The sequence below is a fragment of the Comamonas sp. BIGb0152 genome (assembly GCF_024809975.1).
Lineage (GTDB): Bacteria > Pseudomonadota > Gammaproteobacteria > Burkholderiales > Burkholderiaceae_C > Comamonas.
The window spans coordinates 120,935-134,681 of the sequence record NZ_JANUDY010000004.1 but is presented as its reverse complement, the minus strand read 5'-3'; the positions used below and the strand labels follow the sequence as shown (position 1 = coordinate 134,681).

At 65.8% G+C, this 13,747-nt stretch carries 8 protein-coding genes; 5 read left to right on the top strand and 3 right to left on the bottom strand.

The features are described 5' to 3' along the window. Positions 1 to 23: 23 nt before the first annotated feature. Both M2375_RS09670 and cobA read left to right on the top strand, forming a co-directional pair. The gene (locus tag M2375_RS09670) at positions 24 to 2,885 is read left to right on the top strand and encodes a nitrate reductase (RefSeq protein ID WP_259165534.1); all 2,862 of its coding nucleotides are present in this window, start codon (positions 24 to 26) and stop codon (positions 2,883 to 2,885) included. A 20-nt stretch (positions 2,886 to 2,905) separates the two neighbouring features. Beyond that, positions 2,906 to 3,712: a uroporphyrinogen-III C-methyltransferase gene (gene cobA, locus M2375_RS09665; protein ID WP_259165533.1), complete on the top strand. Its 807-nt coding sequence runs from the start codon at positions 2,906 to 2,908 to the stop codon at positions 3,710 to 3,712. A gap of 766 nt (positions 3,713 to 4,478) precedes the next feature. Here cobA and M2375_RS09660 read toward each other — a convergent pair. The 3 genes from M2375_RS09660 to cphA (M2375_RS09650) all read right to left on the bottom strand — a co-directional run bounded on the left by M2375_RS09660 (position 4,479) and on the right by cphA (M2375_RS09650) (position 9,881). Beyond that, positions 4,479 to 4,967, bottom strand: a complete 489-nt coding sequence (locus tag M2375_RS09660; protein ID WP_259165531.1) for a CreA family protein — start codon at positions 4,965 to 4,967, stop codon at positions 4,479 to 4,481. A gap of 66 nt (positions 4,968 to 5,033) precedes the next feature. After that, entirely contained in the window at positions 5,034 to 7,619 is a 2,586-nt protein-coding gene (cphA, locus tag M2375_RS09655; RefSeq protein WP_259165530.1) for a cyanophycin synthetase, read from the bottom strand. An 81-nt stretch (positions 7,620 to 7,700) separates the two neighbouring features. Further along, entirely contained in the window at positions 7,701 to 9,881 is a 2,181-nt protein-coding gene (gene cphA, locus M2375_RS09650; protein WP_259165529.1) for a cyanophycin synthetase, read from the bottom strand. A 239-nt stretch (positions 9,882 to 10,120) separates the two neighbouring features. On the opposite strand from cphA (M2375_RS09650), the gene M2375_RS09645 reads away from it, so the two are divergent. The 3 genes from M2375_RS09645 to M2375_RS09635 all read left to right on the top strand — a co-directional run bounded on the left by M2375_RS09645 (position 10,121) and on the right by M2375_RS09635 (position 13,596). Beyond that, positions 10,121 to 12,469 carry an ABC transporter ATP-binding protein gene (locus tag M2375_RS09645; RefSeq protein ID WP_259165528.1) on the top strand — a complete coding sequence of 783 codons (2,349 nt, stop codon included), beginning with the start codon at positions 10,121 to 10,123 and terminating at the stop codon, positions 12,467 to 12,469. 24 nt (positions 12,470 to 12,493) lie between these two features. Then, positions 12,494 to 12,967, top strand: coding sequence for a DUF1854 domain-containing protein (locus M2375_RS09640; RefSeq protein WP_259165527.1), 474 nt, complete (start codon positions 12,494 to 12,496; stop codon positions 12,965 to 12,967). 242 nt (positions 12,968 to 13,209) lie between these two features. Then, the gene (locus M2375_RS09635; RefSeq protein ID WP_259165526.1) at positions 13,210 to 13,596 is read left to right on the top strand and encodes a hypothetical protein; all 387 of its coding nucleotides are present in this window, start codon (positions 13,210 to 13,212) and stop codon (positions 13,594 to 13,596) included. The last annotated feature ends 151 nt before the right edge of the window (positions 13,597 to 13,747 follow it).

The following is a 13,747-nucleotide window of genomic DNA, read 5'->3' as shown; positions in this document are numbered from 1 at the left end:
CGCCCCACCGGACGGAGCCGCCCATGCAAGAGACCCGATCGACCTGTCCCTATTGCGGCGTGGGCTGCGGCGTGATCATCAGCAGCGATGGCCAGCAGATCACTGCTGTGCGCGGCGACCCGGCGCACCCCGCCAACCTGGGCAAGCTGTGCACCAAGGGCAGCAGCCTGCACCTGACGGCAGCGCCCGCGCTGGCGCGCCAAAGCCGCTTGCTGCAACCGATGCAGCGCCTGCAGCGCGGGGGCGAGCCCGAGGCCCGCAGCTGGGACACAGCGCTGGACAGCCTGGCTGCCCAGCTGCTGCAGATCCGTGCCGACCATGGGCCCGATGCGCTGGGCTTTTACCTGAGCGGCCAGCTGCTGACCGAGGACTACTACGTGTTCAACAAGCTGGTCAAAGGCTTGCTGGGCACCAACAACCTGGACACCAACTCGCGCCTGTGCATGAGCAGCGCGGTGGCGGGCTACAAGGCCACCTTGGGGGCCGATGCGCCACCGGCCTGCTATGAGGACATGGACCTGGCCGGCTGCCTGTTCATCAGCGGCAGCAATATGGCCTGGGCGCACCCGATCCTGTTCCGCCGGGTGGAAGAGGCCAAGGCGCGCCACCCCGAGCGCAAGATCATCGTCGTCGACCCGCGCCGCACGGAGACCGCCGAGCTGGCCGATCTGCACCTGGCCCTGCAGCCGGGTACGGATGTGATGCTCTGCCATGGGCTGTTGCACATCATGCTGGCCGAGGGCTGGACCGACCCGGCCTTTGTCGATGCGCACACCAGCGGCTTTGCGCAGCTGCAGGCCGTGGTGCGCGAAGCGACCCCGGAGCGGGTGGCCCAGGTCTGCGGCCTGGCGCTGGCCCACCTGTACCTGGCGGCCCAGTGGATCGCCTGGGGCGGGGCGGATGCGCCGGGCAGCCACAGCGAACGCCTGCCCACGCTCAGCCTGTACTGCCAGGGGCTGAACCAAAGCAGCAGCGGCACGGCCAACAATGCGGCGCTGATCAACCTGCACCTGGCCACCGGCCAGATTGGTAAGCCGGGGGCTGGTCCCTTGTCTTTGACCGGCCAGCCCAATGCCATGGGCGGGCGCGAGGTGGGTGGCCTGTCCAACCTGCTCAGCGCCCACCGCGACATGGCCAACCCACAGCACCGAGCCGAGGTGGCCCAGCTGTGGGGTGTGGATGCCGTGCCTGCCCTGCCGGGCAAGTCGGCGCTGGAGATGTTTGAGGCCGCAGCCGATGGCCAGATCAAGGCCTTGTGGATTGCCTGCACCAACCCGGCGCAAAGCCTGCCCGAGCAGGCCATGGTGCGCCGGGCGCTGGAGCGGGCTGAGCTGGTGGTGGTGCAGGAGGCCTTTGCCCAGACCGAGACGACGGCCTACGCCGATTGGCTGCTGCCCGCCACCACCTGGGGCGAGAAGCTGGGCACGGTCACCAACAGCGAGCGCCGCATATCGCGGGTGCGCGCTGCCGTGGCCGCGCCCGGCCTGGCGCGCCATGACTGGCAGATTGGCGTGCAACTGGCCCAGCGGCTGGAGCGCCATCTGCGCCCCGGCCGCCCCAGCTTGTTTGCCTATGACACCGTGCAGGCCGAGCGCGGCTGCGAAGCCATCTGGATGGAGCACCGCGACAGCACGCGCGGGCGCGACCTGGACATCAGCGGCCTGAGCTGGGCAATGCTGGAGGCACAAGGCCCGCAGCAGTGGCCGCTGCCCAGCGGTGCGACCCAGGGGCGCCAGCGCCTGTACAGCGATGGCCGGTTTGCCACCGATGATGGCCGCGCCCGCTTTGACGCCCAGCCCTGGAAGCCGGTCGCCGTGCCGCGCGATGCGCAGTTTCCCTTCAGCCTGAACACGACCCGCCTGCGCGACCAGTGGCATGGCATGAGCCGCACCGGCCAGCTGGGCCGTTTGTTTGCCCAGGCCAGCGAGCCCAGCCTGCAAGCCCACCCGCAGGATATGCAGCAGCTGCAGCTGCAAGACGGCGACCTGGTGCAGCTGCGCAGCCGCTACGGCAGCCTGGTGCTGCCGGTGCAAGCCGATGCCGGTTTGCAGCCCGCGCAGCTGAACCTGCCGATGCACTGGGGTAGCGAGCACCTGAGCGGCAGCACGGCAGACGGCCAGCGCCTGGCAGGCGTGAACGCGCTGACCACGCCCGAGCGCTGCCCGCGCTCCAAGCAGCCCGAGTTAAAGCATGTGGCGGTGCAGCTGGAAAAGGCCGACCTGCCCTGGCACTGTCTGGGCATGGCCTGGCTGGATGACGAGCAGGTGCTGGCCACCCGCCAGGCGCTGGCGGCTTTGATGGGCGCGTTTGACTTTGGCAGCTGCGTGCTGTTTGGCCGGGCCGTGCCGCTGGATGGCGCTGCCGGCCAGGGGCGCAACGGCCTGCAGTTCCGCGCCGCCGCGCGCCAGGCACCGCCTGCGGCCTTGCTGGCGCGTTTGCAGCAGCTGCTGCAGCTGGATGGCCCGCAGACCCTGCGCTATGCCGATGTCCAGCGCCAGTGCAGCCGCGCCATCGCCATGGGCGAGCAAGCGGGTGAGCCGGTGCTGCAGGCCTTTTTGCTCTGCGGCGATACCAGTGCCGGCCAGTGGCTGGCGCCGGTGCTGCGCGATGAGCAATCGACCCGCAGCTTTGGCCGTCTGCTGCTGGCCTCGGGCAGCCAGGCACCTGGCGCTTTGCCAACCCGTGCGCGCCAGGTCTGCGCCTGCATGAATGTGGACGAGGCCGCCATTGGCGCGGCCCTGGCCGGCATCGACGGCGCGCCCGAGCAGCGCCTGCTGCAGCTGAAAAACACCCTGGGCTGCGGCACGCGCTGCGGCTCTTGCATTCCCCAACTCAAGCAGCTGGTGCAGCGCGTGGCCCCGGCCGCGTTGGCGCCCTCTGCCTGATGCTTTTGAAAGGTCTTGCCATGCATGCCATTGCCACCACCCCCTTCGCTGCCGGCCGCTGCTACTTGGTAGGGGCCGGCCCGGGCGACCCCGAGCTGCTGACCCTGCGCGCCTGGCGCGCGATCCAGGCGGCGACTCTGCTGCTGGTGGACGACCTGGTCTCCGCCGACATCGTGGCGCTGGCGCCTGCTGCCACCCGCACCATCTATGTGGGCAAGCGCGGCGGCCGGGCCAGCACCTCGCAGGCCTTTATCGAAAAGCTGATGGTGATGGCCGCCCGCCAAGGCGAGACGGTGGTGCGCCTCAAAGGGGGCGACCCCTTTATCTTTGGCCGGGGCGGCGAGGAAGTCGCGCACCTGCAGGCCCAGGGCGTGCAGGTGGAGGTGATCAACGGCATCACCTCGGGCCTGGCCGCCGCCACCAGCCTGGGCGTGCCGCTGACCCACCGCGATTACGCCCACGGCGTGGTCTTTGTGACTGGCCATGCCAAGCCGGGTGGGGCGCCTTTGGATTGGCGGCAGCTGGGGGCTACGGCGGAGGCGATGTCTCTCAGCTTGGTGGTCTATATGGGGGTGGCTGCGGCGCCTTTGATGGAGGCTGGTTTATTGGCCGGTGGCTTGGCGCCGGATACGCCGGTGGCTTTGGTGCAGAACGCCAGTTTGTCTACTCAGCGGTCGGTGTTGACGTCTTTGTCTTGTTTGGTTGCCTGTTTGCAGGGAAGTGGGTTGGGGAGTCCTTGCATGATGGTGATTGGTCGGGTGGCTGGGTTGGCGGATGCCAGTTTGTTGTGGCAAGGGTTGGTGGAGCCTTTGGGGCGGCAGGCTTGATTTGTTTGTTGTTTAGTTGTTGCAGCGCTTTTTAATGCGTTCTGTTTGCTACTGGCGTAGGGCTGCTGGCCGGGTTTCGCCCCGGCGGGCGAGGTACTTTTCTTGCGCGGCCAAGAAAAGTACCCAAAAGAAGGCCGCCCCTGCTGACTGCGTCCCTTCGCTTCGCTGCGGGCAACCTGTGGTGCGCGGGTATGGGCTGCACCGCGAAACTCACTACGCGCCAGAGGCGCTCCGTTCAAACAGACGCGGTGAATCAGTTCACGAAGCAGTTGCACTCTGCGGTGCAACTGCCCAGCCCATACCCTGTGCTCCTCGGCGCATTCAGAAGGGGAGGTGCGCAGACACAGGCCATCGCTACGCTCGGCCTGTTTGGGGGGCCGAGCGTAGCGATGGCCTACTGGTATTGGGCTGTTGGGGTGTTCGCATTCCCCTTTTGCATGCGCCTGGGGCGTGGTGTTTGTGGGGTGGCACTGGCACCGCAGAGTGCCAGTGCATCGTCAACTAGCTTGCCGCGTCTGTCCGAACGGAGCGCCCTGGCGCGTAGTGAGTTTCGCGGCACACCCCGCAAACGCCACGACACAGGTTGCCCTTCGCAAAGCGAAGGGTCGCAAGCAGCAGGGCGACCTTCTTTTGGGTACTTTTCTTGGTCGCCAAGAAAAGTACCTCGCCCGCCGGGGCGAGACCCGGCCAGCAGCTCTACGCCAGTAGAAAACAGCGCAATTTAAGAAGCGCAGCCGTAGCGGCGATCAGCGCAAAGGAAGAGAGGTCACTTGACCGGAATAACCGTAGAAGCAGGCACCGCCACCGCCGTCACACTGTTCTGCGGCGAGCCCTCAATCACCTTGTCCGAATAAGTCATATAGACCAAAGTATTGCGCGCCGCATCCACCATCCGCACCACCCGCAAACGCTTGAACAGCAACGAAGTGCGCTCGCTGAACACCTCCTCTTGCTGCTTCAAAGGCTTGTCGATGCTGATCGGCCCCGCCTGCACACAGGCAATCGAGGCCTCCGAACGGTCCTCGGCCAGGCCCAGCGCGCCCTTGACGCCGCCCGTGCGGGCCCGCGACACATAGCAGGTCACCCCCTTGACCAGCGGGTCGTCATAGGCCTCGACGACGATCTTGTGGTCGGGGCCGATGAACTTGAACACCGTGTCCACCGAGCCGATGGTGTCCGGCTGGGCCCAGGCGGCCGTGGCGGCCAGGCAACCTGCGGCGACGAGGGCGCGGCGCCAATAAGAGGTGAAGGGCATGGAGGGCGTCCGAAAAAGGAGAGAGGGCTGCACCGGCGCGGTGGCCGGTGCATCAAGGGGCGGGGATCAGGCCTGGGCGGCGGCGGCTTCGGCCACGTGGCGCTGCAGGTGCTCCAGCGCCTCTTCGACCTGGTCCACCAGCACCAGGCAGAGGTCGCCCGGTTGCAGGCGCTCCAGCGCGTGGTCGATGGCGATGAATTCGCCGTGAATCTCCGTCACATAGCTGGTGCGGCTGGCGCCTTGCAGGCCTTGGCGCAGCAGCGCGATGACTTCGCCGTCGGCGCGGCCGCGCTGGGCGGCATCCTGGTAGAGGATCACGTCGTCAAAGGCCTCGCCCAGCATCTCGGTCTGCACGCGGATGTCTTCGTCGCGGCGGTCACCGGCGCCGCTGATGACCACGCTGCGCTTGTTGGCGGGCATGGCTTCCACGGCCTGGATCAGCGCGCGGATGGCGTCCGGGTTGTGGCCGTAGTCGGCAATGATCGTCGCTCCCCGGTAGTCCATCACGTTGAAGCGGCCCGGTGCGTTGTCGCTGTCGTTGACAAAGCCCGCCAGGCCACGGCGAATGGTCTGCCAAGGCAGGCCCGAGGCCCAGGCGGCGCCGATGGAGGCCATGACGTTCTCCACCTGGAAGGTGATCGCGCCATTGCGGGTGATGGGGATCTCGCGCAGCGCGATGGACTCGCGCCAGGAGCCTTCGGCGGCCACGATGCTGTCGCCATCGACATAAACCACACGGCTGCCTTGGGCGCGGTGCGTGGCCATCACGGGGTGGTGGCGGTCAGCGGCGAAGAAGATCACCTTGCCGGGGCAGACATGGGCCATCGCGGCGACCAGCGGGTCGGCGGCGTTGAGCACGGCGTAGCCGGTGGGGGCGACGTTCTGTACGATCACGCGCTTCAAGACGCCCACATCTTCCTTGGTGGTGATGAAGTTCAGCCCCAGGTGGTCGCCTTCGCCGACGTTGGTGACCACGGCCACCTGGCAGCGGTCAAAACCCAGGCCTTCGCGCAGAATGCCGCCGCGCGCGCATTCGAGCACGGCTGCATCGGTCTCCGGGTGGGCCAGGGCGTTGCGCGCGCTGCGCGGGCCCGAGCAGTCGCCGCTGTCGATCTGGCGACCGTTGACGTAGACGCCATCGGTGTTGGTCATCGCCGTGCGCCAGCCGTGCGAGGTGAACAAATGGGTGATGACGCGCGTGGTGGTGGTCTTGCCGTTGGTGCCGGTCACGGCGACGACCGGGATGCGGCCGTCGTTGCCGGCGCTGAACATCTCGTCGACCATGGGGATGCCCACATGGCGGGGCTTGCCAAACGAGGGCGCCAGGTGCATGCGCAGGCCGGGCGCGGCGTTGACTTCGACAATGCCGCCGCTTTGCTCTTCCAGGGGCTTGAGCATGGTCTCGCAGACCACGTCCACGCCGCAGATGTGCAGGCCAATGGTTTGGGCCGCTTCAATCGCGCGGGCGGCGATTTCGGGATGCACGTCGTCGGTCACATCGGTGGCGCTGCCGCCAGTAGACAGGTTGGCATTGTTGCGCAGCACCACGCGCTGGCCCTGGCCAGGCACGCTGTCGGGGGTCATGCCTTCGCTGGCAATGCGGGAGATGGCGATATCGTCCAGGCGGATCTTGGTGAGTGCCGTGCCGTGGCCGGTGCCCCGGCGCGGATCCTGGTTGACCAGGTTCACCAGCTCGCGGATGGTGTGCTGGCCGTCACCCAGTACCTGGGGCGGCTCGCGGCGGGCCGCTGCCACCAGCTGGCCGCCCACCACCAGCAGGCGGAAGTCATGGCCGGGCAGAAAGCGCTCGACCATGATTTCGTCACCAAATTCGCTGGCGGTTTTGTAGGCGGCCTCCAGGCCTTCGCGGGTGGTGATGTTGACCACCACGCCCTTGCCCTGGTTGCCGTCCTGGGGCTTGACCACGACGGGCAGGCCCACTTCCAAAGCGACTTCCCAGGCTTCGTTCACATCGGCGACAGGGCGGCCCATGGGCACGGGCACGCCGGCGGCATGCAGCAGGCGCTTGGTCAGGTCTTTGTCTTGTGCAATGGATTCGGCCACGGCGCTGGTGGAGTCGATTTCTGCTGCCTGGAAGCGGCGGGCCTTGGAGCCCCAGCCCAGCTGCACCAGCGAGCCGCTGGTCAGGCGGCGGAAGGGGATGCCCCGGGCGACGGCGGCATCGACAATGGCGCCGGTCGAGGGGCCGATGCGCTCGTCTTCATCGAGCTCGCGCAGCGCGGCAATGGCGGCGTCGGCATCAAAAGGGCTGTCGTTCAGGGTGGCATGGATCAGCGCTTCGGCCTTTTCCATGGCCAGCTTGCCCACCGCTTCTTCGGTGTACTCGACCACCACCTGGTAGGTGCCGGGCTCGGTCGTCACATGGGTGCGGCTGAAGGTGACCGGGCAGCCGGCCTGCGCTTGCAGCGACAACGTTGCGACTTCGAGCACATGGGCCAGCGACAGCGCCTGGTCGGCGCCATGGGGTTGCAGGGGGGCGATATTGGGGAAGCGCGCGCGCAGTTTTTCTTCAAAACCGGGGATGGTGCTGTAGCGCTGTTCGCTGTCTTCACAGCGCACGATGGTCTCGATGGCGGTGCTGCGGGTCCAGAGGTTGGGGCCACGCAAGGCACGGGTGCGGGAGAGCTGCATAGTGTTTCTTTCAGATGGAGGGCCCGCTGAAAAACAGCGGGCCGTGCATGCTTGTCGTCGTGGAGCGCCGTGTCCGGCGTATCAGGCGTTGTACTCGAAGGTCTTGATACCGGCACCGATCAGATCGGGGGTGATATCCAGCGCCCAGGCCGTGGCGATGGCGGCCAGCAGCGCCGAGGGGTCCGGCTTTTTGCCGCCGGGCAGGCTCAGTGCATCGAGGGTGCCCAGCACGCGCTCTTGCGCGCCGGTAGCCAGCACCACGTTGGCGCCCTTGATGAGGACGGCACGGCCGCCTTCGTGCTGGGCTTCGGTGTTGGCGCGGTGGGCGGCCACGGCTTCGTTCTCCGCCTGGGTCGTGTACAGCACGACTTCGCCGTCGCAAAGCTCGGCCAAGTCGGCCACTTCTGGCAGATCCGCATTGAGCACGCCAGCGCCATCGCTCAGCACCACATCGATCTGGGTGCGCATCACGCGGCGCATCTGGCCGGCTTCGAGCACATCGTGGTCGCCCAGGGTTTCGAAGCCCTCCATGTCGGTGACCACGCCGACCAGGCAGCGGTCATAGGCCAGGCCTTCTTCCAGGATGGAGCGGGACGTGGTCTGGATCACCGCTGCCTGCGCCAGGCGGTTGGTGAGCAGGCGGTGGGCGCCGGCCCAGTTGGCGGTATTGGTCTTTTGCGTTTGGCGGTTGGACAGGAACATGCCCTCGTCGCTGGCCACGCCGGTGAGCTTGCCCGACAGCTGCAGCAGCCAGCCGACCAGGCGAGCGATAAAGGCATTGTTCTGCGTGCCGACAATGCCCACCACGGGGATACGGCCTGCGCCTGCGCCGTCTTCGCGGGGGAAGAGGTGGTCTGCAATGGCCATGCCGACCGGGCGCGGCGCGCCGCTGGTGGGCTTGAGGTGCATCAAGAGGCCAGGGCCGGCATTGACTTCGAGGATCGCGCCCTGGCCCTGCATGGGCTGGGACACATCCTTCAAGATCATGTCCATGCCAGCAATGTCCAGGCCGACGATCTTGGCTGCCAGAACCGCGTAGTAGGCCACGTCCGGGTGCACGTCATCAAGGCAGTCGATGGCCATGTTGCCATTGCGCTGCAGCAGCACGCCCTGGCCTTGGGGAATGACCGAATCGGGGGTGACATGCTGGCGGTTGAGTTCGAGCTTGACAGCGCCTGCGTCGAGCTTGATCCAGTCGAGCGGGTATTCCTGCTCGGGGCCACGGCGTGGGTCTTCGTTAAGCACGGCGACCAGCTCGCGCAGGCTGGACTTGCCATTGCCGTAGACGCTGACGGTTTCGCCCTTGGTGGCAGCGACGACCTTGTCGCCCACCACCAGCAGGCGGTGCTCGACGCCGTCGATGAACTTCTCGACGATCACATCCGAGCCTTCGGGCTGGGCCAGGGCGAAGGCGGTTTTGATATCGGCCTCTTGCGACAGCTCCAGGGTCACGCCCCGGGCGTGGTTGCCGTCCGAGGGCTTGACGGTGACGGGAAAGCCGATCTCTTGGGCCACTGCCCAGGCTTCTTCGGGTGTGGCCACGATCTGGCCTTCGGGCACGGGCACGCCGCAGGCGGTCAGCAGGCGCTTGGTGAAGTCCTTGTCCTGGGCAATGCCTTCGGCAATCGCGCTGGTCTGGTCGGACTCGGCCGTCCAGATGCGGCGCTGTGCCGCGCCATAGCCCAGTTGCACCAGGTTGCCGTCATTGAGGCGGATATGGGGAATGCGGCGCTCGCTGGCGGCATCGACGATGCAGCCGGTCGAGGGGCCGAGGTAGCGGTCATTGATCGCCGTCTTGATCGCATGGACCGCCGGCTTGATGTCGTAGGGCTCGTCGTTGATGGCGGCCATCAGCAGCTGGTGGCCATGCTCCAGCGCGACGCGGGCCACGGCCTCTTCGGGGCAGCGGAACACCATGCGGTAGACGCCGCGCTTGGAGATCTCGCGCGTTTGGCCGAACTCGGCGGGCATGCCGGCCAGGTTCAGCAGCTCGATGACCACGTGCTCCATCACATGGCCCATCCAGGTACCGCCTTCGAGGCGCTGGATAAAGCCGCCGCGCTCACCGACGCCGCAGGTGTGCTCGATCAGATCGGGCAGCCAGGTGGTGAGGCGCTCGTTCAGTCCGGGGATCTTGTTCGAGGGATAGTCCTCCAGCTCTCCGAGGTCCAGCCAGACCTCCAGTACGGGGCGGTAGGTCCAGACGCTGGGGCCGCGCAAAAACGTGGTGCGCAAGAGTTGGATGGTATTGAATTTCGCCATATCGATCAACGGATAAACATAAGTAACAATTCCAACGGGAATCGCCGTAGATGGGAAAGCATTGTGCGCCCAAATAAGGCAGATTAACCTCTGTCAGCCAATTGGACGTGTCAGACGTTAAAGACAGATGAGGATGGATCAGCCTGTGCTGTTATTCGTCACAAGTTATTCGCCACAATAATATGCGGTTGTTCACCGGACAACAGCCACCGCCGAGTGCGGAGAGAAAAACACGCCATATGCAACATCAACATTCCGCGGACGCGTCAGCATTCTTTGCGGGCCCGCTCGGAACCCCCTTGCGAGCCAAGCTCCATACTTTGGAAAACGTGCTTGCCGTCACTCCGGTTGACCTGACGGCGGATTTGCGTTTTGGCAGCGGCCAGGTGGTCTTGACGTCCGAGCGCCTGCTGGCCTTTGATCCAGGCAGCCAGCAATGGAGTGAGTGGGCACTATCTTCTGACTTGGCCCTGCGTTTTTTTGACCATGGCGGCATTGGCAGCCTGGAGCTGCACGACAGCACGCAGCGCCTGGGGTTGTGGCGCATCACCTTGGCACACCAGACGGCGGTGCTGGGCCTGGTGCAGCAGTTTGAGCGCCAGCGCGAGCGCTTGCTGCGCAACCAAGCCTACGAGGCGGTGGCCGACGAGCGCGCGCTGTGCCCGGTATGCGCCAGCGTCTTGCCCCCCGATAGCGAGGAATGCCCGGCCTGCGCGCGCCAGCAAAACGCCCCCACCTCCAGCTGGGTGCTGCTGCGCCTGTGGCGCTTTGCCCAACCCTACAAGATGCAATTGTTGTTGGGTTTTATGCTGACCTTGGGCACCACGGCGGCCCAGCTGGTGGCGCCGTACCTGACGATTCCGCTGATGGACAAGATCCTGATCCCGTTCCAGAACGGTGAGAAGATCGATGCCGGCCTGGTGCGCTTTTACCTGGGCGCGCTGCTGCTGTCGGCGCTGGTGGCCTGGTTGCTGGGCTGGGCGCGCACCTTTGTTCTGGCCCGGGTGTCCGAGCGTATTGGCGCCAACCTGCGCACCACCACCTACAACCACCTGCTCAAGCTGTCGCTCGATTTTTATGGCAGCAAGCGCACCGGTGACCTGATGGCCCGTATCGGCGCCGAAACCGACCGCATCAACCTCTTTCTGTCGCTCAACGCGCTGGATTTTGCAACCGATGTGCTGATGATCGTGATGACCTCGGCCATCCTGTTCTCGATCAACCCCTGGCTGGCCCTGGTCACCCTGGTGCCGCTGCCCTTTATTGCCTGGATGATCCACACCGTGCGCGACCGGCTGCGCACCGGCTTTGAGAAGATCGACCGCGTCTGGTCCGAAGTGACCAATGTGCTGGCCGACACCATCCCCGGGATCCGTGTCGTCAAGGCCTTTGCGCAAGAGCAGCGCGAGGCCGACCGCTTTGCCGCGGCCAACCAGGTCAACCTGGAAGCCAATGACCGGGTCAACAAGACCTGGTCGCTGTTCACGCCCACGGTCACCCTGCTGACGGAAATCGGCCTGCTGATCGTCTGGGCCTTCGGTATCTACCTGGTCGCGGGTGGCTCGATCACCGTTGGTGTGCTGACGGCCTTTATCGCCTACATCGGCCGCTTCTACACCCGGCTGGATTCGATGAGCCGCATCGTGTCGGTGACGCAAAAGGCCGCCGCTGGTGCCAAGCGCATTTTCGACATCCTCGACCATGTCAGCAACGTGCCCGACCCGGTCAACCCGGTCAAGCTGGGCAAGGTGCAGGGTGCCATCACGATGGACAACGTTGGCTTCCGCTACGGCAGCCGCACCGTCATCAAGGGCCTGAACCTGCAGATCCGCCCCGGCGAGATGATTGGCCTGGTGGGCCACAGCGGCTCGGGCAAGAGCACCCTGGTCAACCTGATCAGCCGCTTCTACGACGTGACCGATGGCTCGATCCAGCTCGATGGCGTCGATGTGCGCCGCATTGCCGTGTCTGACTACCGCCGCAACATCGGCCTGGTGTTGCAGGAGCCGTTTTTGTTCTTCGGCACCATCGCCGAGAACATTGCCTACGGCAAGCCCGATGCCACGCGCGAAGAGATTGTGGCCGCAGCGCGCGCCGCCCATGCGCATGAGTTCATCTTGCGCCTGCCCTACGGCTATGACTCGCTGGTGGGCGAGCGCGGCCAGGGCCTGTCGGGCGGGGAGCGCCAGCGTATCTCCATTGCGCGCGCCTTGCTGATCGACCCGCGCATTCTGATCCTGGACGAGGCCACCTCGGCCGTGGATACCGAGACCGAGAAGGAAATCCAGCGGGCGCTGGACAACCTGGTGCAGGGCCGCACCACCATTGCGATTGCCCACCGCCTGTCAACCTTGCGCAAGGCCGACCGCCTGGTGGTGATGGACCGGGGCGAGATTGTCGAGGTGGGATCGCACGACGCGCTGATGGCCCAGGAGGGCGCCTACTGGCGGTTGTATATGGCGCAGGCGCGCCGTGCCGAGGAGGATGCAGAAGCCGCTGGCGTGGTGACTGCGCGCGCCGCAGGCGTGACCTATGACATCCAGCCCATCCCCAAAGCGCATGTGGATGCGTCCGATGACAACCGCTGATCTGCAGCCCAGGAAAGACTTTTCATGACAACCATTTCCTCTCCGCTGGCGCTCAGCCGCAACAGCTTTGGCCGCCTGGTGTTCCTCAAGGACGGCACAGCGCACCAGGTCAATCCCGTGCGCGCCTTTCCACTGTCGGCCCCCTTGCTGGGCATTTCGCTGATTGGTGAAGACGGCAAGGAAGTGCTGTGGATCGCCGATATGGAGGCGGTAGACCCGGCCGCCCGCGCGCTGCTGGAAGAAGACCTGGCCGCGCGCGAGTTCCAGCCGCTGATCGAGCGCATCGTCAGCGTCTCCACCTTCTCGGTGCCCAGCATCTGGACCTTGGAGACCGACCGGGGCCCGGTGGACATGACCTTGAAGGCCGAGGAAGACATCCGCAAGCTCCATGGCCGGCAGAACCTGCTGATCACCTCGGCCGATGGCGTGCACTACCGGCTGCCGGATACCAACCGGCTGGACAAGGCCTCGCGCAAGCTGCTGGAACGTTTTTTGTAAGCCAGCCGTCCCGCCAAGCGCCGCACAGGGCCCGGTATTCCGGGCCTTGGCTTTTTATGGGCCTTGTCCGCTCTGCGCGGTTTTACCTGGTATTTACAGGCATAATGCAATTCATTTGCAATAGTGGCCATCCTCGGCGGGGGCCACTGGTTTGATTGTCTGCCCGGCCTGTGTCTTCCCTGCGCGCTCTCCATCCCCTGTCTGTCTCGGCGCCTGCGCCGAGGCCGCTGCGTGGCTGGGCGATGGTGTTGCTGTGCTGGCTGTGCCTGGCGCAGCTGTGCCTGCCGCTGCTGGGCAAGCTCCATGACATCAGCCACCTGTATGCCCGGACGCTGCAGACGGCTGCGGTGACCGCGACGGCATCGGCCGCCGAGCGCGACAGCGGCGATGCCGTGGCCAGCAGCGGCCATGGCGTGCATGACCTGTTTGGCAAGCATTCCGAAGCCGACTGCCAGGGCTTCTCCCACATGGCCCTGGGCGCAGGCCTGCTCAGCCATTCCTTGCAGGCACCCCTGCTGCGCGCTGTGCAAGAAACGGCAGCGACCGTGCTGGCCATCTTGCTGCGGCAAAGCCCGGCGCTGTTCTTTGCGCGCGGGCCTCCTTCTCCTACCCCCTCCTTGTTCCAGTGACACGGCTGCCCGCGCGCGCTTTTTCTTGATAGCGCGCAGCAAGCGGGTGAGGCCGGTCTGTCTTGTTTTTTCCGCGTAGCCGCAGGAGCGCCATGGCGCTCGGCGGGTTCAAGCCGTTGTGATGGGCTGCGCGCGCACATGCCACACAGGC